Source organism: Labedaea rhizosphaerae (assembly GCF_004362825.1).
Lineage (GTDB): Bacteria > Actinomycetota > Actinomycetes > Mycobacteriales > Pseudonocardiaceae > Labedaea > Labedaea rhizosphaerae.
Genome location: NZ_SNXZ01000002.1, coordinates 1229902 through 1250891, shown reverse-complemented (window position 1 = coordinate 1250891; position 20990 = coordinate 1229902). Strand labels below are relative to the sequence as shown.

Here is a 20990-nt window from a genome sequence, read left to right as displayed (position 1 = left end):
CGCGCGAGGCAAATCCCGCGCATATCGGGTCCCGCAGGCAATTGCCGAGGTGGATCGTCAGGGCAACGGTGGTTGCAACGGGTTGGTGAAGGTGAACCGCCGCCGCAGCACCTCGTCGCACAGGCGCACCGCCTGCCGCAGCCGGTGCGCTCGGTTCCCCGCCACCAAAGCCCATGGCACCCCGCGCTCGCATAGCCCTCGCACGAAAAGCGCGGTCATCGGTCCGCGCACGTGCTCGCCGTCGCGCCAGCCATCCTGTTCGTAGGGCACGCCGACGTGATCGGTCAGCAGGTAGAGGTGCGGGCGCCGGTCGGTTTCGACGTCCGGGTGGCTGCTGCCCAGGTAGCGTTCGCACCACACGGTGGCGGCCCAGGAGTCGTTGTCGCACACCAGGATCGGGCTCGCGCCCGCGGCGGCGTCCTCGTCCGCGGCCTGCCGGGCGGCGACATCGACGAAGTCGCCGACTGTCCACACCAGACTTTCCAAGGACGCTGAAGGGTCGAACGCCCGCGCGGCCGCCAGCTTGTGCCCGGTGTGCGTGCGGCCGTACTCGGGAACCACCGTGGTCGACGCGAACGCGCCACCGCGGCGCCGGTAGTGCGCGGCGAGGTCGTTCGCCAGCGTCGTCGTTCCCGTCGACTCCGCGCCCACCACCACGACCCGCGCGGCCAGCCCGGCCCGGGTCGGCGCGGCCAGGACCGACCAGTGCGCGAACGGCCGCGCCCGCACGGCCGTGCCCGACACCGGGAACACCGTCCGCGCCGGATCGACCGGCACATGCGTCGCGTCCAGCCGTTTCGCCAGCTCGGGGCCGTACTCCTCGCTGGAGTAGACGGCGTCGACCGGCGCCGCGGCCGGGTCGCCGTCGTGGATCGCACGCCGGGCCAGCACGGCACGGGCCACGCCGACGTGCAGTTCCCAAATGGCGTCGTCGTGGTAGTCCATCGGGTGGTCGTCGAGGTCGCCGAGCACCGCCACCCCGGGGTCACGCGCGTGTTCGGCCGCGAGCCAGCGCACCCGGTCGGCGATCGGGATCGACTCGACCGACGAACCGAGCACGGCCACGGTGGTCCGTTCGGCGCCGGCCGCGGCCGTGCGGATCACGTGGTGGTGCCCGGCGTGCGGCGGGTAGAACTTGCCGAGCACCAGCGCGTGCCGGAAGCGGCTCACGCCAGCACCACCTCGCGTCGCAGCGCGCCGAGCCAGTTGCGCAACCCCATGGCGCACAAGGCGAGGAAGCCGACGTAGAGGATCGCGGTGAGCACCAGATCCTTGTACAGGTACAGCGGCACGTAGACCAGGTCGGCGGCGATCCACAGCCACCACGACTCGAGCTTCTTGCGTGCCTGCCCCCAGGTCGCCAGCAGCGACAGGACCGTGGTCACCGAGTCGGCCAGCGGCACCGTCGAACTGGTCGCGGTGTCCAGCAAGACGGTCATGCCCGCGGTCGCGACGACCCCGGTGCCCGCGAGCGCCCACCACTGGACCGGCGTGGTCCGCGACACGGCGAGCTCGCTGTGGCGTTCCCCGCCCCGCAGCCAGGCCCACCATCCGTAGACCCCGAGCACCAGGTAGACGATCTGCAGCCAGCCGTCCGCGAACAACCCGTTGTGCAGGAACAACGCGAAGAACACCAGGTTGTTGGCGATGCCGATGGGCCAGTTCGCGACGTGCTGGCGCGCGACCAGCCACACGCACAACGCGCCGGTGACGAAGCCGAGCACCTCACCCCACGTCGTCGGCGCGCCGAAGAGCGTGATCGCCGTGGCGTTCAAGGGATCGAGCAGTGACATGTCAGCAGGCGCCCGTGCGCAGCAGCGTGAGCAGCCGGGCCCGCCGCTGGGGGTCCGTTGTGGACAGTGCGATGCCGTTGGCCATGGTGAGCAGGTCCCGCTCGGCGACGTCGGGCCGCAGCTCGCCGGCCCGCTTGGCTCGCTCGACCAGCGCGGCGGCCGTCTCGTGCATGCCCTCGTGCCAGCGGTGGAAGAGCGTCTCGTGGTCGCCGGGCCGGGTCAGCGCCAGTTCCCGTTTGCCCGCGACGTGTTCGACGAACGTGGCGAGCCAGCCGAACAACGCGTCGCCCGCCGGGTCGGTGGCCAGCAGTTCCGCGCCACGGGTCCGCAACGCGTCCGCCTCGTCGGCGTAGACCGCGACGATGAGGTCCTGGCGGCTCGGGAAGTGCCGGTAGAGGGTCGCGTTGCCCACCCCCGCGGCGCGGGCGATGTCGTCCAGCGGCGCGCTCGGCCCCTGCTCGGCGAACACCTTGCGGGCCGCGGCGAGCAGCAGGTCGTGGTTGCGGCGGGCATCGGCCCGGCGTGGTCGCGTCGTCGCGGTCATGTCAGCCCAGCAGGTTCGCCACGATGACGAACACACCCATGAACCAGGCCGAGACCAGGGATTTCGTGGTGGGCGGGCCGCCGGTGTCGGTGCGGATCAGGCAGACGCCGGTGACGAGCTTGCCGACGGTCGCCGAGCACAGCCGTTGCAGGACGATCCGGTCGAGGATCGACAGCGCGAGGAACGTGCCCGCGCCGACGCCCAACGCCACCCCCGGGCCCAGCCGGCCGGCCAGCGCCACGCCGGCCGCGATGCCGAGGCCGAGGTGCAGGACGAGGTCGATGGTGAACGCGAACCCCTGGCGCAGGCGCCGGGGGGAGGGGTAGCGCCGGTCGCCTTCGGTGGCGTGCACCGGGGGCAGCCAGCCGGCGGGCACCCCCGACGTGGCGAGCCGGCGCACGTCGGCGCGCCGCACGATCGTGAGGGCGAAGTTGCCGTCTGGCTCGTTCGTGCGGTTCCGCGCCGGCCGGCGCGACGGGGCGGTCATGATTCGCATGATGCCCCACTGCGACGCCCTGTACTGCGGCTTTGGCGATGTTGCCCGCATGGGGAGATTTGACAGCCGCGTCGAACAAGCGTTCGATGGCGGGGTGCGGTGGGAACGGCAACGCGTGGACGCGGATCGACAGCAGACCCTGCCCGGGCTGCCCGGCGTGGTGCGGACGGTGCGCACGCCGGAGTTCGCCGGGATGGTGTTCCACGAGGTCCGGGCCAAGTCGGTGCTGAACCGGGTGCCCGGCTCGTCGCCGATGCCGTTCGCGTGGACGGTGAACCCGTATCGAGGTTGCAGCCACGCCTGTACCTATTGTTTCGCTCGCAACTCCCACACCTACCTCGATCTGGACTCCGGCAAGGACTTCGACTCCGAGATCGTGGTCAAGGTCAACGTGGCCGAGGTGCTGGCCCGGCAGTTGCGCGCGCCGTCGTGGCAGCACGACCACGTGGCCATGGGCACCAACACCGACCCGTACCAACGCGTCGAGGGCCGGTACCAGCTGATGCCCGGCATCATCAAGGCGCTGGCCGAGTCGGGCACGCCGTTCTCGATCCTGACCAAGGGCCCGGTGCTCGCGCGTGATCTGCCGTTGCTCGCCGACGCGGCCCAGCAGGTCGAGGTGGGCGTCGGCGTGTCGATCGCGTTGCTGGACCGGGACTTGCAGCACAGCGTCGAGCCGGGCACGGCCAGCCCGCAGGCCCGCCTCGACCTGGTGCGCAAGATCCGCGAGGCCGGCCTGCCGTGCGGGGTGATGATCGCGCCGGTGTTGCCCCGGCTGACCGACAGCACCGACCAGTTGGACGCGTTGCTGGCGGCGGTCGCCGACGCGGGCGCGACCGGCGCGACCGTGCTCGCGCTGCACCTGCGCAAGGGCGCGCGGGAGTGGTTCCTGCAGTGGCTGGAGCGCACGCACCCGTCGCTGCTTCCGGTGTACCGCAAGCTCTACGCGCGCGGCGCCACCGTCGACCCGCAGTACCGGGCGTGGCTGGGCGCCAAGGTCGGGCCGCTGCTGCGCAAGTACAAACTGAACTACCGCGAACGCCGCGAGAGCGGTCACCGCTGGCCGAAGGGCAGCCTGCCCGCGAAGACCGAGCAGGCCGGCGTGATCGACGAGGAGCAGCTCACGCTGCTCTAGACAGTGCCGATCCGCTTGAGGGTGCGGAGCACGGGCGCGGTCTCCAGGGTCTGGACGGCGTCGAGGCGGGCGACACGCTCGGTGAGGTAGCGGTAGAAGTGGGCGTCGTCGGTGCAGCTGACCTCGGCCATCAGGTTGGTCGCACCGGTGGTCACGCCCGCGAACGAGACCTCCGGGTGCGTGGCGAGCGTCCGCGCGACGTCGACGAGGCCGCTGGGCCGCACGGTCAGCCAGAGCCGGGCTTGGGCCTTGTACCCCAGGGCTTTCGGGTCGAACTCCAGCTGGATGCGCAGCGCGCCACTGCGCCGCAGATTCTCCAGGCGCCGCCGGACCGTCGACTCCGACCAGCCGGTGGCGGTCGCGAGCTGGGTGTGGCTCGCCCGGCCGTCCACCGCCAGCGCCGCGAGCAGGCCCTGGTCGTCGGGCGTCGCGGTGCCGTCGGCCGGCTCCGGTGCGTACCGCAGCCGGTCGGCCTTCTCCGGGGCCAGGGCGGCCAGTCCCGCCCACTCGCCGGGGATGGTGAAGCCGTGCAGCAGCGAGTGCGCGCTCACGGCGAGCACCTTGCTGGTGCGGGGGAGCTTGTCCAGCAGGGGCGCGTGGTCCAGCGGCGTCTGGGTGAAGCAGGAGATCTCGGTGCCGCCGGAGAGCAGGTGCACGAAGAACGTGTCGGTGCGCTCGGCCAGCGCGGCGCCGACCGCGGCCGAGGCGTCGGGCGTCGTGTGGATCCGCAGCGTCCAGGACGTGTAGCCCAGGCGCGTGCCGTCGACCCCGCCGACGACCCGGAGCACGCCGGCCGACCGCAGACGGCGGTACCGGCGGGCGACGGTCTGCTCCGACACCTCCAGCACTTCGGCGATGCGGCTGAACGGCGCCCGGCCGTCCAGCTGCAGCGCGTGCAACAACTCCGCGTCGAGGGAATCCACCACAGTTGCGCACCCTATGGCGGAATCCGCCGGCTTTCACGCTGCGGCTGGCGGTCTCCGGCCGCTGCCGATCAGGCTTGGCGCATGATCTTGGTGACTGGAGCAAGCGGAAACGTCGGCCGCGGCGTGCTGGCCCGACTTCCGGAGCCCGTGCGCGCGATGTCCCGCAACCCCGCGTTCGGCGAGTACGGCGACCTGGCCGATCCCGCGAGCCTGGGGTCGTGTCTGTCCGGAGTGGACGCGGTCTACCTGATGTGGCCGTTCCACGACAACGCCGACACGGCACCGGACGTGGTGGCGACGATCGCCCGGCACGCGCGGCGCATCGTCCTGCTGTCCTCGGTTTCCGTCGAGGACGGTGCGAACGAGGTCGGCCGCACGCACGCCGTGGTCGAGGACGCCGTGCGCGCGTCCGGTCTGGAGTGGACGATCGTGCGCCCGAGCACCTTCGCGGCCAACGCCTTGTGGTGGGCCGACCAGATCCGCGCGGGCGACACGGTGTCCGGCGCGTTCGGCGCCTTGCGGATGCCGATGCTGCACGAGGCCGACATCGCCGACGTCGTCGTGCACGCCCTGACCGAGGACGGCCACGACGGCGCGATCTACCGCCTGACCGGCCCGCAGGCGTTGACCCAGACCGAGCAGGTCGAGCTCATCGGTGCGGCGCTGGGGCGCCCGTTGCGCTGGCACGAACTGACCAAAACCCAAGCGCGCCAACGCCTCCTGGCCGATCCGGACTTCCCGGACGCCTTCGTCGACCCTCTGCTCGACACCCAGGAACAACTGCTCGCCGAGCCGCCACCGCACCTGACCACGACGGTCGAGAACGTCACCGGGCAGCGCCCCCGCACGTTCGCGCAGTGGGCCCGCGACCACGTCGCGGACTTCCGGTGACCTAGTCCGGCCACTCCCAGCGCATGCCGAACTGGCCGGGGCCGAAGTCCAGCAGCACCGCGTGCGCGTGGCCGTTCTCCGCGATGGTCACCCGCTTGCGGTTGGTCACCACGTCGTCGGTGTCGATGGTGTGCTGCTCCAGGTAGACCGGCAGCGCGCGCGGGTCGAACCGCAGCTCCACCACGCATTCCCGCACCGGGGTGGTGAACTTGCGGCAGTGGTAGTCGGCACCGCGGAAGTAGGGCGGGCCCGGGTGGTGCAGCGCGTACTCCATGATCACGGTCTCGCCGCGGCGCAGCGCGTGGTCGAAGAGCAGTTCCGCGACCATCAGCTTGGTCTCGTTGTCCTTGGCCACCCGCCCGACGCGGCAGCCTTGGATCGCCGAGAGGTCGGCGAACGGGCGGTCGGCGTGGTCGGGGTCGAACACCATCACGTAGCGGTCGACGCCGTCGCCGTCGGCCCGCATGACCTGGCGGACCTGCGTGCAGATCTCGCCGCGGTCGGCGCAGATGGAGAGCTTGTCGTGCTGGCTGATCCTGGTCAGCGCCGAGTCGCCGGTGACGTCGATCTGCTCCAGCAGCATCGCCACCACGTCGCTCTTGTCCCACAGCGAGTCGATCGGCACGCGGGACGATTCGCGGTGGGCGCGACCACGGGGTCGCGGCGGGCCGAGCAAAGCGGTCAGCGAGCCGGTCGGGACGCCGAGCACCGCTTCGAGGTGGCCGAGCGCGATCAACGACTCCGCGCGTTCGGGCCGGCGCCGGCCGGACTGCCAGTAGCTCAGGGCCGTGACGCTGATGGACACGCCCCGGGCTCGCAGCCGGTACTGGATGCGGTCGAGCGAGAGGCCGCTGGCCTGGATCGCGGCGCGCAGCGCCGTGGGGAAAGCGTCACCCGAGGGAGGCGCAGCCGCCTCTTGAGGGGTAGCACGGACAATGGAGCGTGACTTCCCGTTGGTTCTCTCGAACTCCGTCACCGGACCGTGGGCTACACCGCCACCCATATGTGTACTCCCTGCGTCACCCTACGCCGTGGTAAGCACACTACGTCGTGAAGAGGCCGTGTGGTAGCCGTGGCGTTAATTCTTCGGTGATCGCCCGAACTCGTCGGGTCACCGGACCTTTGCCACGGGTGTTGGGTGCAGCACCGGCCTGCCGCAGCCGGGCCGAGGCGCCGAGACTAGTCTCTTGCTGGCTGAACAGCCAAGGAAGACGTTCTCTGACACCCCAGGAGTGCAGTACCCGTGATCCGCACCCATGAGGCCGGCACGCTGCGTGCCGACCAGGCAGGGCAGACCGTCACGCTCAGCGGCTGGGTCGGCCGCCGGCGCGATCACGGGGGTGTCATCTTCATCGACCTGCGGGATGCCTCGGGCATCGCGCAGGTGGTGTTCCGCGAGGGCGAGATGGCCGAGCGCGCGCACCGGCTGCGTGCCGAGTTCTGCATCAAGGTCGTCGGCGAGATCGCCAAGCGCCCCGAGGGCAACGAGAACCCCGAGCTGCCCACCGGCGCGATCGAGGTGCTGGCCACCGAGCTCGAGGTGCTCAGCGAGTCCGCGCCGCTGCCGTTCCCCCTCGACGACCACCTGTCGGTCGGCGAGGACGTGCGCCTGCGCCACCGCTACCTCGACCTGCGCCGCAGCGGCCCGGCCCGCAACATGCGGATGCGCAGCGAGGCCAACCGCATCGCCCGTGACGTGCTGCACCAGGAGAACTTCGTCGAGGTCGAGACCCCGACGTTGACCCGGTCCACGCCCGAGGGCGCCCGCGACTTCCTGGTGCCGGCCCGGCTGCAGCCCGGCTCCTGGTACGCGCTGCCGCAGTCGCCGCAGCTGTTCAAGCAGCTGCTCATGGTCGGCGGGCTCGAGCGGTACTACCAGATCGCCCGCTGCTACCGCGACGAGGACTTCCGCGCCGACCGCCAGCCGGAGTTCACCCAGCTCGACATCGAGATGAGCTTCGTCGAGCAGGACGACGTCATCGCGCTCGGCGAGAAGGTCATCAGCGCGTTGTGGCGCGACCTGGCCGGCTACGAGATCCCGCTGCCCGTGCCGCGGATGACCTACGCCGACGCGATGGCCCGCTACGGCACCGACAAGCCCGACCTGCGCTTCGACCTCGAGTTGACCGACCTCACCGAGTACTTCGCCGAGACCCCGTTCCGGGTGTTCCAGGCGCCTTACGTCGGATCCGTGGTCATGCCCGGCGGCGCGAGCCAGCCCCGCCGCCAGTTCGACGCGTGGCAGGAGTGGGCGAAGCAGCGCGGCTCCAAGGGCCTCGCCTACGTCGTCGTCGGCGAGGACGGCACGCTGTCCGGCCCGGTCGCCAAGAACATCTCCGAGTCCGAGCGCGAAGGCCTGGCCAAGGCCGCGGGTGCCCAGCCGGGCGACTGCGTGTTCTTCGGCGCGGGCACCAAGAACGACGCCCGCGCCCTGCTCGGCGCCGCACGCCTGGAGATCGGCCGCCGCTGCGGCCTGATCGACGAGTCCGCCTGGTCGTTCGTGTGGGTCGTCGACGCGCCGCTCTTCGAGGAGGCCGAGGCCGCCCGCAGCGCCGGGGACGTCGCCGTCGGCGGCGGTCGCTGGACCGCGGTGCACCACGCCTTCACCTCGCCGACGCCCGAGTGGATCGACCGGTTCGAGGAAGACCCGGCCAACGCGCTGGCCTACGCCTACGACATGGTCTGCAACGGCAACGAGATCGGCGGTGGGTCGATCCGTATCCACCGCAAGGACGTCCAGCAGCGGGTGTTCGACCTGATGGGCATCGGGGCGGAGGAAGCGCAGGAGAAGTTCGGCTTCCTGCTCGACGCGTTCTCCTACGGCGCCCCGCCGCACGGCGGCATCGCCTACGGCTGGGACCGCATCGTCATGCTGCTCGCCGGTGCCGACTCGCTGCGCGACGTGATCGCGTTCCCGAAGTCCGGCGGCGGGTTCGACCCGCTGACCAGCGCGCCCGCGCCGATCACCGCGCAGCAGCGCAAGGAGGCCGGCGTCGACGCCAAGCCGGCGGCCCCCAAGGACCAGGGCTGAGGTGCTGCGCCTGCGGGTGCTGAGCCCCACGGCGAAGACCGAGGACGCGCTGGCCGTCCTGCGCGCCCAGCCCGGTGCGACCCACGTCGTGGTGCTGCGTGGCGCCGCGGTCGAGCCCGCGGGTGACGTCATCGAGGCCGACGTCGCCCGCGAGGCCGTGGACGAGTTGCTCGGTGCACTCTGCGCGCTGGACCTCGACCACGTCGGCGGCATCACCCTCGACGAGCTGGACACCGCGTTGTCCGACGCGGCCGACCGGGCCGAGCAAGCCGCCCCCGGCGACGGCGCCGACGCCGTCGTGTGGGACGAACTGCTCGCCCGCACCGGTGAGGACTCCCGCCTGACCACGACGTTCCTGGCGTTCCTGACCATCGCCTGCCTGCTGGCGGCGGTCGGCGTGGTGACCGACTCGCCGATCACGGTGGTCGGCGCGATGGTCGTGGGCCCCGAGTTCGGCCCGCTCGCGGCGCTGGCGGTCGGGTTGGTGCTGCGCCGGTTCGACCTGGCCGGGCGGGCCGCGCTCGCGCTGCTCGCCGGCTTCCCGCTGGCGATGCTGATCACCGCGGGTGGTGCCCTGCTCGGCAAGGCCACCGGGCTCATCGGTGCCGACGCCATGAGCGCGGCCGACAACGTCGACTTCGTCTACCAGGTCGGCCCGTTCTCGCTGGTCGTCGCGTTGCTGGCCGGCGCGGCAGGCATGCTGGCCGTCACCTCGGCCCGCTCCGCGGTGCTCGTCGGCGTGTTCATCTCGGTGACGACCGTGCCCGCCGCCGGCTACGTGGTGGTCGCGGCCGTGCTGGGTGAGTGGGGCCGCAGCGTCGGCTCGCTGGTCCAACTCGCGGTGAACATCGTCGGAATCGTGTTCGCCGCGGCGCTGGTCCTGGTGGTGCGCAGGAAATCATGGGCGCCCAGTGCGGCCAATCGGCCGTTGTCGCCCGGTTGACCGTCGTTCTTGATCGATCGCGGCCGCTACGGTGAGTGGTTCGGCGCTGGCTCGGTGTGCGGGCCGGGCTGTCACCCAGCGGGAGTAGGGTCTGAGGAGATGACTGTGGAGATCGCCGCCGACCCGCCGGACACCGGCAAGGGCAGCGGCGGAGGTGAGCAGGGAGTCGGGGCGGCACTGGAGGTAGTGACCGTCGATGAAGCAGTAGACGACACGGTGCGAGCCGCCGAGAAGTTACTCGCGAAGCGGTTCGGGTCGCGCATCGCGCTGGCCGAACCGCAGGACCTCGGGGGCAGCGAGCGGTCGATCGTGCTGCGGGTGCGGGTGGCGGAGACGCCCTTCGCGTTGCCGCGCACGATGGTGCTCAAGCGCTACGTCGCCGAGCCGAGCGCGAGCTTCGTCCGCGAGGCCGTGAGCTACCAGCTCTTCACCGCGCTCGCCGAGGACGACCGGATGTGCCCGGAACTCTTCGCCCACGACGGCGAGATGCGATTGCTGGTGATCGAGGACCTGGGCCGGGCGCCGACGCTGGCGGAGAAGTTGCGTGGCGCGGACGCGCGGGTCGCCGAGCGTGCCTTGCTGTCATGGGCGCGTTCCCTGGGCAAGTTGCACGCCACCACCGCCGGCCGCGAGGCCGATTTCGACGCACTCGGCCGTCGTCTCACCTCCATGGTCCAGAAGGACCCGCTCGCCGAACAGGGCATGCACGCCCTGGACGAGGTGCCCGCGCTGCTGGAAGCGAAGCTCGGGGTCGCGACGCCGGACCCGGTGCTGCAGCGCGCGACGCAGAGCACCCGGTTGCTGTCCGCGCCGGGGCACCGCGCGTTCAGCCCGTCGGATTCCTGTCCTGACAACAACTTGCTGACCAGCCGGGGCGTGCGCTTCCTCGACTTCGAGGGCGGCTGCATCCGCTCCATTCTGGTGGACGCCGCGTGCCTGCGTGTGCCGTTCGCGACCTGCTGGTGTGCCAACCGGTTGCCCCGCGGCATGGCCGAAGCGATGCTCGCCGCCTGGCGCGCCGAGGTCCGCACCATGTGGCCCGACATCGACGACGATGCGGTGTTCCTGCCTGCTTTGCTTGACGCGCAACTGTTCTGGGTGTGGCTGGCGACGTGGCGGTTCCTGTCGCTGTCGGCCGCGCAAGACAGCTGGGTGGACGGCGCCGTGCCGGGCCCGCCTCGGATCGTGGTGCTGACCGAGCGCTGGCGCGACCTGTGCACCGCCGCCCGCCAGGCCGGCGCGGACAGGGTGGCCGTGCACGCGAGCGCGGTCGTCGCCGCCCTGGAAAAAGACGGTGGCGCCGAAGAACTGCCGCTCTACCCGGCCTTCCGTGACTAGCTCGGGCCTTCCGCGACTAGCTCGGCGACATTCAACGCCTGTGGCGGCGCATCCCCGCGCTCTCGCACCGGCGAACCACCTGCGCGTGCTCGCGCCACAACCGCAGACCTCGCCGAACCAGCGTCGGCACCGACTTGCGCGCCTCGGACACATCCCGGGCAAACCGCCGCACCGCGGTTCGCGTCGCCGAGGGCGAGAGCACGAGGGCATCGGCCAGCACCCCGGCCTCCCGGCACCCGGCCACCAGCTGGTCGGCGAACAACCCCTCCGCGACGAACGAGGTCGCGCCGTCCAGCGACACCGAGTACGTCGACACGGCGGCGTTGGCGGCGAACTCGTAGCGCGGAACGGTCACGGACCCGGTCGTCGCCAGCTCGACCACCGCCGCCAACGCCCGCGCGCGGTTCCACGAAAGCGGAGATTCCCAGTCCACGGCGCCGGCGGCATCACGCGGCAGCGCTGGATCATCGCCGTCGCGGTAGAAGTCGTCCAAGCGGATCACCGGTCCGGGTAGGGACGCGGCCAACGTGGATTTGCCGGATCCCGACGGACCCCCGAGCAACACGACCGACGCGAGCGCGACTGGGCGCGGCGCATCCCGCAGCAACGGCTGTTCGACCACGGAACACGACTATCCCACATGCCGGGTAGCGTCAGGCGCGTGGAGCAGGGCTTGTTCGACGAACCGGTCGCGCAGACCGCCAGGGAGGAACGGGTGGCAGGCGACCGGCCGTCCCCGCACACGCCGCTGCCGGTGCGGATGCGGCCACGCACGCTCGACGAGGTCGTGGGCCAGGACCACCTGCTCGGCCCGGGCTCGCCGCTGCGGCGCCTGGTCGAGGGCGCGGCCCCCGCGTCGATCCTGCTGTACGGCCCGCCCGGCACCGGCAAGACCACCCTCGCCACCCTCGTGTCGCAGGCGATCGGGCGCCGGTTCTCCGCGCTGTCGGCGCTGTCCGCCGGGGTGAAGGAGGTGCGCGGCGTCATCGAGGAGGCGCGGCGCCGGCTCGTGCACTCCGGCGAGTCCACCGTCCTGTTCATCGACGAGGTGCACCGCTTCTCCCGCACCCAGCAGGACGCGCTGCTCGGCGCGGTCGAGGACCGCACGGTCCTGCTGGTCGCCGCCACGACCGAGAACCCGTTCTTCTCCGTGGTGTCCCCGTTGCTCTCGCGATCCCTTGTGCTGCAACTGCACCCGCTCACCGACGACGACGTCCGCGCCCTCGTGCGGCGCGCGGTCACCGACGAGCGCGGCCTCGGCGGCAAGCTCACCCTGGCCAAGGACGCCGAGGACCACCTGGTGCGCCTCGCCGGTGGTGACGCCCGCCGCGCTCTCACCGCGTTGGAGGCGGCCGCCGATTCGGCGGCGTCGAAGGGCGCCGAGGAGATCGACCTGGCCACCGTCGAGTCCACTGTGGACAAAGCGGCGGTCCGCTACGACCGCCAGGGCGACCAGCACTACGACGTGATCAGCGCGTTCATCAAGTCCATCCGCGGCTCGGACGTCGACGCCGCGCTGCACTACCTGGCCCGGATGATCGAGGCGGGGGAGGACCCGCGCTACATCGCGCGCCGCCTGGTCGTGCACGCCAGCGAGGACATCGGCATGGCCGACCCGACCGCGCTGCAGACCGCCGTCGCCGCCGCCAGCGCCGTGCAGTTGATCGGCATGCCCGAAGGCCGGCTCGCGCTGGCCCAGGCCACCGTGCACCTGGCCACCGCGCCCAAGTCCAACGCGGTGATCATGGGCGTCGACGCCGCCCTCGCCGACGTCCGCGCGGGACTGGCCGGCTCGGTGCCACCGCACCTGCGCGACGGCCACTACGCGGGCGCGAAGAAGCTCGGCAACGCCGAGGGCTACCGCTACCCGCACGATGTGCCCGAAGGCGTGCTCGAACAGCAGTACCCGCCGGACGAACTGGTGGGCCGCGACTACTACAACCCGGCCGGCCGCGGCGGCGAGCGAGCGCTCTCCGAACGTGTGCCCCGCCTGCGCCGGGTCATCCGGGGCGAGGACAAGGGAGGAACCCAATGACGACCGTGGCGGTGCTGGGCACGGGGCTGATGGGCGCGCCGATGGCGGCGAACCTGGCCAAGGCCGGGCTCGACGTGCGCGCGTGGAACCGGTCCACGGACAAGGCGCACCCGCTCGCCGAACACGGCATCACCGTCACCGACGACGCCGCCGAGGCCGCGTACGGCGCCGACATCGTGCTCACCATGCTGTCCGACGGTGCCGCCGTGCGGTCGGTCATGGACGACGGCGTGCTGGACGCGATGACGTCGGAGAACGACGAGACCGCCGAGCCGTTGTGGCTGCAGATGAGCACGGTCGGCGTGGCCGCCACCGACGAGTTGGCCGCGCTGGCCGACAGCGCCGGCGTGCCGTTCGTCGACGCCCCCGTGCTCGGCACCCGCCAGCCCGCCGAGCAGGGCAAGCTGGTCGTCCTCGCGTCCGGTCCGGAGGACGTGCAGGACCGCTGCACGCCCGTGTTCGACGCGGTCGGCACGCGCACGATGTGGCTCGGTCCGGCGGGCACGGCGAGCAAGCTCAAGCTGGTCGCCAACTCCTGGGTGCTCGCCGTGACCAACGGCGTCGCGGAGTGCATCGCGCTCGCGAACACGCTGGGTGTCGACCCGGCGCAGTTCCTCGACGCGATCTCCGGGGGCGGGCTCGACCTGCCCTACGCCCACCTCAAGGGCGGCGCCATGATGAAGGGCGAGTACCCGGCGAGCTTCACCGCCAGCCTCGCGGCGAAGGACGCGCGCCTGGTCCTCGAGGCCGCGGGCGAGGACAACGACCTCACCGGCATCCGGGCCGCTCTGCGCCACCTCGAGGCCGCCGAGCGAGCCGGGCACGGCGAGGACGACATGGCCGCGCTGTACACCGGGGTGCGCCGCAACACCTGATCATCCCCGGCGGGGCCATCAGGCCGTGCGACCGGCCGCGCGGTAGCCTGACGCCCGCCCATATCGATCGGGCCCTGGCCACATCGGTCGTGCTCCACATCGCAGGAGGTTTCGTGTCAACAGGGGAGATCATCGCCCTGGTCGCCGCGGTCGCGTTCGTCATCGCCGTGGCGTTCTTCGCGGTCGCGATGATCAAGCTCGGCCGAACCCTCGACGAGGCGACGGTGGCCATCCACAAGGCCCACATGAACAGTGAGCCGCTGTTCCAGGGCGCGAACACCTCGTTGAACCACGTGAACACCCAGCTGGAGCGCGTGGACGGCATCACGGCCAACGCGCAGGCGGTCACCGGCAACGTGTCCGCGCTGAGCTCGGTGTTCACCGCGACGCTCGGCGGTCCGCTGGTCAAGGTCGCGGCGCTGTCCTACGGCGTCAGCAAGGCCGTCCGGGCACGGCGCAAGGCGAAGAACGACCCCGAGGGCAAGCACTCCCAGCGGGGCAGGCGCAAGGGACGCAAGAAGTGAGGCGGCTTTTCTGGCTTGGGGTCGGCGTCGCGGCCGGCGTAGCCTTGACGCGCAAGGCGAAGCAGACGGTGCACAACGCCCCCGTCGGCATCGCGTCGACCTTGGGCGACGCGGTGAGCGAGCTGGCCGGGGCGATCGGCGCGTTCGGCGCCGACGTGCGGGCTGGGATGAGCGAGCGGGAAGAGGAGCTGGCCGACGTGGTGGAGCAGCGGTCCGGGGTCACGCCCGGGTACCGGCGCGCCCGTGTCGAGGCGCCCCGCTACGCCCGTCACGACGCGCGAGCGCGCCGGGCGGACGGCTGACCGCTGCCTGCGCGCGGCGCAGGCACGAGGCCGGACCGCCGGACCCGCCACGATCCCGCTTCGACCTCTCCTAGGACACGACCGTGCAGACCCATGAGATCCGCAACCGCTTCCTGAGCCACTTCGAACGCAACGGGCACACCCTCGTCCGCAGCGCTCCGCTGCTGGTGGACGACCCGAACCTGCTGTTCGTCAACGCCGGCATGGTGCCGTTCAAGCCGTACTTCCTCGGCGAGGTGCCGCCGCCCTACGACCGCGCCACGAGCGTGCAGAAGTGCGTGCGCACGCCCGACATCGACGAGGTCGGCAAGACCACCCGGCACAACACGTTCTTCCAGATGGCCGGGAACTTCTCCTTCGGCGACTACTTCAAGGAAGGCGCCATCGAGCTGGCCTGGCAGCTGATCACCGGCAGCCAGGACGAGGGCGGCTACGGCTTCGACCCCGACCGCATCTGGGCCACCGTCTACGAGGACGACGACGAGGCCTTCCAGTTGTGGCGCAAGCTCACCGGGATCCCCGAGGAGCGCATCCAGCGCCGCGACATGATCGACAACTACTGGTCGATGGGCGTGCCCGGCCCCAGCGGCCCGTGCTCGGAGATCTACTACGACCGCGGCCCGGAGCACGGCCGCGACGGCGGCCCGGTCGTCGACGAGGACCGCTACCTGGAGATCTGGAACCTGGTCTTCATGCAGGACCTGCGTGGTCCGGGCAGCGGCAAGACCGACTTCCCGATCCTCGGCTCGCTGCCGAAGAAGAACATCGACACGGGCATGGGCGTCGAGCGTGTCGCCTACCTGCTGCAGGACGTCGCGAACGTCTACGAGACCGACCTGGTCCGCCCGGTGATCACCAAGGCCGAGGAGATGTCCGGCCGCCGCTACGGCGCCGACCCGATCGACGACGTGCGGTTCCGCGTGATCGCCGACCACGCCCGCAGCGGCGTGATGCTGATCGGTGACGGCGTGTCGCCGGGCAACGAGGCCCGCGGTTACGTGCTGCGCCGCTTGCTGCGCCGGATCATCCGCTCGGTGCGCCTGCTCGGCGTGCACGAGCCGGTGCTCGGCGAGTTCGCCGCCGTCGTGCGCGACGAGATGGGCGAGTCCTACCCGGAGCTGATCACCGACTTCGCCCGCATCGACCAGGTCGTCCGGGTCGAGGAGGAGGCCTTCCTCAGCACCCTGGTCAGCGGCTCGCGCATCTTCGACATGGCCGCCGGTGAGGTGAAGAGCGGCGGCGGTTCGACGCTGCCCGGCGACAAGGCCTTCCAGCTGCACGACACCTACGGCTTCCCGATCGACCTGACCCTGGAGATGGCGGCCGAGCAGGGCCTGAAGGTCGATGAGGACGGCTTCCGCCGGCTGATGGCCGAGCAGCGCCAGCGCGCCAAGGCCGACGCCGCCGCCCGCAAGACCGGCCACGGCGACGCCTCGGCCTACCGCGCTGTGCTCGACAGCCACGGCAGCACGAACTTCCTCGGCTACAGCGAGCTGACCACGGAGTCGCGGGTCGTCGGGCTGCTGGCCGACGGTGTCGCCGTGCCCGCCGCCGGGACCGGCACCGAGGTCGAGCTGATCCTCGACCGCACCCCGTTCTACGCCGAGGGCGGTGGCCAGCTCGCCGACACCGGCACGATCGTCGCCGACGGCGCCGAGGTCGAGGTCTACGACGTGCAGACGCCGGTCGCGGGCCTGTCCGTGCACCGCGGCAAGGTGACCGCCGGCGAGATCACCCTGGACGCCCAGGTGCACGCCAAGGTCGACCCGACGCGCCGCCGCTCGGTGAGTCGGTCGCATTCAGCTACTCACCTCGTGCACGCCGGGGTCCGGCGCGCCCTGGGCACGCAGGCCGCCCAGGCCGGCTCGCTCAACGCCCCCGGCCGGCTGCGCTTCGACTTCACCTCGCCCACCGGGGCCGTGCCGCCCTCGGTGCTGGCCGAGGTCGAGGACGAGGTCAACGACGTGCTGCTGAACGACTACGACGTCCGCTCGGAGATCCTCAGCCTCGACGAGGCCCGCAAGTCCGGCGCCATCGCCTTCTTCGGCGAGAAGTACGGCGACGAGGTCCGCGTGATCACCATCGGCGACTACTCCAAGGAGCTCTGCGGCGGCACGCACGTGCACCGCTCCGGCGAGATCGGCGTGGTCAAGCTGCTCTCGGAGGCCTCGATCGGCTCCGGCGTGCGGCGCGTGGAAGCCCTGGTCGGCCTGGACGCCTTCCGGTTCCTCGCCCGCGAGCACGTGCTGGTCTCCCAGCTCGCCGAGCAGTTCAAGGCCAAGCCGGAGGAGCTGCCCGAGCGCATCGAGCAGACCGTGACCCGGCTGCGCACCGCCGAGAAGGAGCTGGAGCGGCTGCGGGCCGGCCAGCTGCTGTCCTCGGCCGGTTCACTCGCCGAGCAGGCCGAGGAAGTGCGCGGCACGGCCCTGGTCGCCCTGGCCGCTCCCGACGGCGTGAGCGGCAACGACCTGCGCCAGCTGGCCAGTGAGGTCCGCAACCGGCTCGGTGCCCGCCCCGGCGTCGTCGCCCTGTTCTCGGCCGCCGAGGGCAAGGTCAGCTTCGTCGTGGCCACCACGTCGGCCGCCCGCGACGCCGGCCTCGCCGCCGGCAAGCTGGTGCCCTCGTTCGCCGAGGCCATCGGCGGTCGCGGCGGCGGCAAGCCCGACCTCGCCCAGGGCGGTGGCAGCAACCCGGCCGGCGTGCCGCAGGCCATCGCCTCGCTGCGGGCGGCCCTGTAGCCCATGGCCAGCGGGACCACCGGCCGACGGCCCGACCGCCCGGGATCCGACGATCCCGGGCCGGGCCGCAGGCTGGGGATCGACGTCGGCTCGGTGCGGGTCGGTGTCGCGCTGAGCGATCCCAGCCCGGTGCTGGCGACCCCGCTCGTTACGCTGTCCCGGGACACCCGGTCGGGCAGCGACCTCGACCAGGTCGTCGCGCTCGTCGCCGAGCACGAAGTGGTCGAGGTGATCGTGGGCTTACCGAGGACGCTGGCTGACCGGCACGGTGCGGCCGCCGAAGCCGCGGTCGGGTACGCCGACCAGCTGGCGGAGCGGATCCCGGTACCCGTCCGGCTCGCCGACGAACGGCTCACCACGGTGACGGCGAGCCGGATGCTCAGCGAGCGTGGGGTGAAGGGGCGCAAGCAGCGCGCGGTGGTCGACCAGGCGGCGGCCGTGTCGATCCTGCAGGGGTGGCTGGACGCGCGGTCGGCCGCCCATCGCATGCTGGGCGAGCGCGGTATCCACGGGGGCAGGACGGGAAGCGACGATGAGTGACGACCTTGACCTGTTCAACGATCCGTACACCAGTGGCGGTGGGCACGGCGAGGAACGGGCCACCACCCCCAGGCGCCGCGAGCGCGTGCCCAAGCGGAAGCTCGTCATCTGGTCCATCGTCGGTGTCGTCGTCCTGCTGATCGCCGGCGGCGCCTACTACGGCGTGACGCAGGTGCTCGGCTTCGGCAGCTACGACGACTACTCCGGCCAGGGCGAGGCGGACGTCGTCGTCGAGGTCACCGACGGCGAGTCGACCGGCGACATCGCCGAGACGCTGCACAAGGCCGACGTCGTGGCCAGCGCGAAGGCGTTCGTGAAGGCGGGCGAGGACAACTCGAAGCTGCGTGGCGTGCAGCCCGGCTTCTACGTGATGAAGACCAAGATGTCGGGGGCCGCGGCCGTGGCCGCGATCGTCAACCCGGACGCGCGGGTCGGCGAGTTGCAGATCCGGGCGGGTTCGCAGCTCGACGACGTGAAGGCCCCGGACGGCTCGATCGTCTCGGGCATCATCTCCAAGCTGTCCAAGGCGTCCTGCGCGAAGCTCAACGGCAAGGACACCTGCGTGTCGCCCGACGCCCTGCGCAACGCCTACGAGAAGGCGGACCTCGCGTCGCTCGGCGTGCCGGACTGGGCCGTGCCGTACGCCAAGAAGGCCGAGCCCAAGCGGCGCCTGGAAGGGCTCATCCTGCCCGACGTGTACGACGTGAAGCCGGGTTCGGACGCCACCGAGCTGTGGAAGACGGTGCTCAGCAAGTCGGCGCTGCACCTGCAGGCGGTCGGCATGCCGTCGGTGGCCAAGGACACCGGGTTCACGCCGTACGAGGTGCTGATCATGGCCTCGCTCATCGAGCGCGAGGCGATCACCTCGGACTTCCCGAAGGTGTCGCGGGTGACCTACAACCGGCTGGCCAAGCCGATGAAGCTGGGTTACGACTCCACGATCAACTACGTGCTGGACCGCCCCGAGATCACCACCAAGGACGCCGACCGCGCCAAGGGCGGGCCCTACAACACGTACAACAACTTCGGCCTGACCCCGACGCCCATCTCCGCGCCGAGCAACGAGGCCATCGACGCCGCGGTGAACCCGGCGCCGGGCAAGTGGATGTTCTTCGTCAAGTGCGAGAAGGACGGCACCTCGTGCTTCGCGGTGACCGGCGAGGAGCACCAGCGCAACGTGGACAAGGCCCGCGCGAACCATGTCTACTGAGCGGCACGCGGCCGTACTCGGCTCGCCGGTCGCCCACTCGCTCTCCCCGGTTCTGCACGGTGCCGCGTACGAAGCCCTTGGCCTGTCGTGGACCTACTCGCGCATCGAATGCGACGAAGCAGGTCTGGCACCGCTGGTCGGCGGGCTCGACGCGTCCTGGATCGGTCTCTCGGTGACCATGCCGGGCAAGGTCGCGGCGTTGCGCTTCGCCGACGCCGTGTCCGACCGCGCCTCGTTGGTCGGCGCCGCCAACACGTTGGTGCGCAAGGATTCTGGCTGGTTCGCCGACTGCACCGACGTCGACGGGGTGACCGGCGCGCTCGGCGGCGCACCGGCCGCGTCGGCGGTCGTGCTCGGCGCCGGCGGGACCGCGCGCGCGGCGATCGCCGGGCTCGTCTCGTTGGGGGTCAAGGACTTGGCGTTGGTGGTGCGCGATCCCGCGCGGGCCGCCGACGCTCTGAGCACCGCGTCCGGTGCGGGAGTGGCCGAGGTTGCCGTGCACGCGTGGGCGGAGACCGATTTCGCGGCGGTCTGCGCGCGGGCCGACGTCGTGGTGAGCACCGTTCCGCCGTCGGCGACCGAGGCCGTCGCCGACCAGGTGGCCGCGGCCGGGCGGGTGCTGGACGTGATCTACCACCCGTGGCCGACCCCGCTCGCCGCCGCCGTGCACCGCCGCGGTGGACGGTTGTCCACGGGCCTGGACATGTTGCTGCACCAGGCTTTCGGTCAGGTGGAGTTGTTCACCGGGCGTGCGGCGCCACGCGCGGCGATGCGTGATGCGTTGCTCGCCGCGACCGGGAACGCCGTCCCGCTGCCACTCTGAGTTGCCGCTGTTTCACCGTGTCGGGTGAACACCGGGCGAAGGGCACCCTTCGCCCGGGCTCGTCCTTGGCACGCCGGTCCGGCGCGTCCATCGTGGAGTCATGAACGTTTCGACGATGATCGTTTCGGGCGTGGCCGGTGCGCCCGCCGGGTGGATCGGCAGCCGGTTGCTGGCGCGCAGTGTTCGCGTCCGTCCACTGTGGTGCGTCGTGGGCACCGCCACGGTGTGGTGCCTGGTCGGCGCCCGGTTCGGCTCCCTGCCGCCGTGGTGGCTGCCGGTGCCGGTGTTGCTGGGCTGGTTCACGGTGTTGTTGACGGCAGCCGACCTCGCCCACCGCCGACTACCGGATCCAGTGAACTTGCTCGGCTACCCAGCCCTGGGCGCCGCCGTCGTGGTCGCCGCGTCCTGGGGCGGGGTGTCACTGGGCCTGGCGGCATTGCTCGGCGTGCTCGTCTTCGGTGGTGCGCATTTGGCCGTGCACTGGTGGCGCCCGGACGCGCTGGGCGCGGGTGACGTGAAGCTGGCCGGGTGGCTCGGTGGCGTGCTGGGCGTGCTCGGCTGGCCCGCGATGGTGTTGGTGACGGTGGTGGCTTCGGTCTGCTCGCTGGTCCTGAGGCTGGCGCCGGCCTGGCGCACGACCGGCGCACCCCACGGCCCCGGCCTACTGGCAGCCGCCTGGTTGGCGACGCTGTTCCCGGTGCTTCCCGTGGCATCGCCGCCATGAGCTCGCGAGCCGAGTTGCCCACGGTGGCTCCGCGCGTCGCTGCGGCACTCGGCCCTGGTGGCGCCTGGCATGCATGGTCGCGTGTTCGCGTCGCCTGGCTGGCGGGTGCTCACGGCGGTCGG

Annotated in this window: 21 protein-coding genes; 14 read left to right on the top strand and 7 right to left on the bottom strand. The window is 71.6% G+C overall.

Going from position 1 to position 20990, the window contains the following annotated elements; translation table 11 throughout:
- Positions 1–57: 57 nt before the first annotated feature.
- From EV186_RS15030 to EV186_RS15015, 4 genes are read right to left on the bottom strand one after another with little or no spacing between them, the layout of a single operon-like run.
- Positions 58–1170: an AAA family ATPase gene (locus EV186_RS15030; protein ID WP_133849823.1), complete on the bottom strand. Its 1113-nt coding sequence runs from the start codon at positions 1168–1170 to the stop codon at positions 58–60.
- The gene (gene pnuC, locus EV186_RS15025) at positions 1167–1793 is read right to left on the bottom strand and encodes a nicotinamide riboside transporter PnuC (RefSeq protein ID WP_133849822.1); all 627 of its coding nucleotides are present in this window, start codon (positions 1791–1793) and stop codon (positions 1167–1169) included. Before pnuC ends, EV186_RS15030 begins: the two co-directional genes overlap by 4 nt.
- Position 1794: 1 nt before the next feature.
- On the bottom strand, positions 1795–2337 hold the full coding sequence (locus tag EV186_RS15020) for a TetR/AcrR family transcriptional regulator (protein ID WP_133849821.1): 543 nt from the start codon (positions 2335–2337) through the stop codon (positions 1795–1797).
- A gap of 1 nt (position 2338) precedes the next feature.
- Positions 2339–2824: an RDD family protein gene (locus EV186_RS15015; protein ID WP_133849820.1), complete on the bottom strand. Its 486-nt coding sequence runs from the start codon at positions 2822–2824 to the stop codon at positions 2339–2341.
- A 58-nt stretch (positions 2825–2882) separates the two neighbouring features.
- On the opposite strand from EV186_RS15015, the gene EV186_RS15010 reads away from it, so the two are divergent.
- A complete protein-coding gene (locus tag EV186_RS15010) occupies positions 2883–3968 on the top strand; it encodes an Rv2578c family radical SAM protein (protein ID WP_243754046.1) in 1086 nt (361 codons plus the stop codon).
- On the opposite strand, the gene EV186_RS15005 is transcribed toward EV186_RS15010, so the two are convergent.
- Positions 3965–4894, bottom strand: coding sequence for an Lrp/AsnC family transcriptional regulator (locus EV186_RS15005; RefSeq protein ID WP_243754045.1), 930 nt, complete (start codon positions 4892–4894; stop codon positions 3965–3967). The two genes, EV186_RS15010 and EV186_RS15005, sit on opposite strands and share 4 nt — an antisense overlap.
- Before the next feature lie 81 nt (positions 4895–4975).
- On the opposite strand from EV186_RS15005, the gene EV186_RS15000 reads away from it, so the two are divergent.
- Positions 4976–5785 carry an SDR family oxidoreductase gene (locus EV186_RS15000; protein WP_133849818.1) on the top strand — a complete coding sequence of 270 codons (810 nt, stop codon included), beginning with the start codon at positions 4976–4978 and terminating at the stop codon, positions 5783–5785.
- A 1-nt stretch (position 5786) separates the two neighbouring features.
- Here the strand turns inward: EV186_RS15000 and EV186_RS14995 are convergent, their stop codons facing one another.
- A complete protein-coding gene (locus EV186_RS14995; RefSeq protein ID WP_243754044.1) occupies positions 5787–6590 on the bottom strand; it encodes a hypothetical protein in 804 nt (267 codons plus the stop codon).
- 438 nt (positions 6591–7028) lie between these two features.
- On the opposite strand from EV186_RS14995, the gene aspS reads away from it, so the two are divergent.
- The 3 genes from aspS to EV186_RS14980 all read left to right on the top strand — a co-directional run bounded on the left by aspS (position 7029) and on the right by EV186_RS14980 (position 11097).
- Positions 7029–8816: an aspartate--tRNA ligase gene (aspS, locus tag EV186_RS14990; protein WP_133849817.1), complete on the top strand. Its 1788-nt coding sequence runs from the start codon at positions 7029–7031 to the stop codon at positions 8814–8816.
- Position 8817: 1 nt separating this feature from the next.
- Positions 8818–9759, top strand: a complete 942-nt coding sequence (locus tag EV186_RS14985) for a DUF389 domain-containing protein (RefSeq protein WP_133849816.1) — start codon at positions 8818–8820, stop codon at positions 9757–9759.
- Positions 9760–9858: 99 nt separating this feature from the next.
- On the top strand, positions 9859–11097 hold the full coding sequence (locus tag EV186_RS14980) for a hypothetical protein (protein ID WP_341814853.1): 1239 nt from the start codon (positions 9859–9861) through the stop codon (positions 11095–11097).
- Between the two features lie 31 nt (positions 11098–11128).
- Here EV186_RS14980 and EV186_RS14975 read toward each other — a convergent pair whose 3' ends face one another.
- Positions 11129–11719: a uridine kinase family protein gene (locus tag EV186_RS14975; RefSeq protein WP_133849815.1), complete on the bottom strand. Its 591-nt coding sequence runs from the start codon at positions 11717–11719 to the stop codon at positions 11129–11131.
- Positions 11720–11812: 93 nt separating this feature from the next.
- On the opposite strand from EV186_RS14975, the gene EV186_RS14970 reads away from it, so the two are divergent.
- The 9 genes from EV186_RS14970 to EV186_RS14930 all read left to right on the top strand — a co-directional run bounded on the left by EV186_RS14970 (position 11813) and on the right by EV186_RS14930 (position 20868).
- On the top strand, positions 11813–13132 hold the full coding sequence (locus EV186_RS14970) for a replication-associated recombination protein A (RefSeq protein WP_424982818.1): 1320 nt from the start codon (positions 11813–11815) through the stop codon (positions 13130–13132).
- A complete protein-coding gene (locus EV186_RS14965) occupies positions 13129–14007 on the top strand; it encodes an NAD(P)-dependent oxidoreductase (RefSeq protein WP_133849813.1) in 879 nt (292 codons plus the stop codon). Before EV186_RS14970 ends, EV186_RS14965 begins: the two co-directional genes overlap by 4 nt.
- Positions 14008–14120: 113 nt before the next feature.
- Positions 14121–14531: a DUF948 domain-containing protein gene (locus EV186_RS14960; RefSeq protein ID WP_133849812.1), complete on the top strand. Its 411-nt coding sequence runs from the start codon at positions 14121–14123 to the stop codon at positions 14529–14531.
- Positions 14528–14833, top strand: coding sequence for a hypothetical protein (locus tag EV186_RS14955; protein ID WP_133849811.1), 306 nt, complete (start codon positions 14528–14530; stop codon positions 14831–14833). Before EV186_RS14960 ends, EV186_RS14955 begins: the two co-directional genes overlap by 4 nt.
- Positions 14834–14916: 83 nt before the next feature.
- Complete coding sequence (gene alaS / locus EV186_RS14950) at positions 14917–17571, top strand: alanine--tRNA ligase (protein WP_133849810.1); 2655 nt, start codon at positions 14917–14919, stop codon at positions 17569–17571.
- Positions 17572–17574: 3 nt separating this feature from the next.
- Positions 17575–18111, top strand: a complete 537-nt coding sequence (ruvX, locus tag EV186_RS14945) for a Holliday junction resolvase RuvX (RefSeq protein ID WP_133849809.1) — start codon at positions 17575–17577, stop codon at positions 18109–18111.
- A complete protein-coding gene (gene mltG / locus EV186_RS14940) occupies positions 18104–19321 on the top strand; it encodes an endolytic transglycosylase MltG (protein ID WP_133849808.1) in 1218 nt (405 codons plus the stop codon). The genes ruvX and mltG overlap by 8 nt, the downstream gene beginning before the upstream one ends.
- The gene (locus EV186_RS14935; RefSeq protein ID WP_133849807.1) at positions 19311–20144 is read left to right on the top strand and encodes a shikimate dehydrogenase; all 834 of its coding nucleotides are present in this window, start codon (positions 19311–19313) and stop codon (positions 20142–20144) included. Before mltG ends, EV186_RS14935 begins: the two co-directional genes overlap by 11 nt.
- A gap of 100 nt (positions 20145–20244) precedes the next feature.
- A complete protein-coding gene (locus tag EV186_RS14930; RefSeq protein ID WP_133849806.1) occupies positions 20245–20868 on the top strand; it encodes a prepilin peptidase in 624 nt (207 codons plus the stop codon).
- Positions 20869–20990 lie beyond the last annotated feature (122 nt).

Bases quoted from the DNA above. Each gene is read 5' to 3' on its own strand.
- EV186_RS15015 (WP_133849820.1), bottom strand. From the start codon at position 2,824: ATGACCGCCCCGTCGCGCCGGCCGGCGCGGAACCGCACGAACGAGCCA.
- EV186_RS15010 (WP_243754046.1), top strand. From the start codon at position 2,883: ATGGGGAGATTTGACAGCCGCGTCGAACAAGCGTTCGATGGCGGGGTG.
- pnuC (WP_133849822.1), bottom strand. From the start codon at position 1,793: ATGTCACTGCTCGATCCCTTGAACGCCACGGCGATCACGCTCTTCGGC.
- EV186_RS14935 (WP_133849807.1), top strand. From the start codon at position 19,311: ATGTCTACTGAGCGGCACGCGGCCGTACTCGGCTCGCCGGTCGCCCAC.
- EV186_RS14965 (WP_133849813.1), top strand. From the start codon at position 13,129: ATGACGACCGTGGCGGTGCTGGGCACGGGGCTGATGGGCGCGCCGATG.
- mltG (WP_133849808.1), top strand. From the start codon at position 18,104: ATGAGTGACGACCTTGACCTGTTCAACGATCCGTACACCAGTGGCGGT.
- EV186_RS15000 (WP_133849818.1), top strand. From the start codon at position 4,976: ATGATCTTGGTGACTGGAGCAAGCGGAAACGTCGGCCGCGGCGTGCTG.
- EV186_RS14980 (WP_341814853.1), top strand. From the start codon at position 9,859: ATGACTGTGGAGATCGCCGCCGACCCGCCGGACACCGGCAAGGGCAGC.
- EV186_RS15020 (WP_133849821.1), bottom strand. From the start codon at position 2,337: ATGACCGCGACGACGCGACCACGCCGGGCCGATGCCCGCCGCAACCAC.
- EV186_RS14930 (WP_133849806.1), top strand. From the start codon at position 20,245: ATGAACGTTTCGACGATGATCGTTTCGGGCGTGGCCGGTGCGCCCGCC.
- ruvX (WP_133849809.1), top strand. From the start codon at position 17,575: ATGGCCAGCGGGACCACCGGCCGACGGCCCGACCGCCCGGGATCCGAC.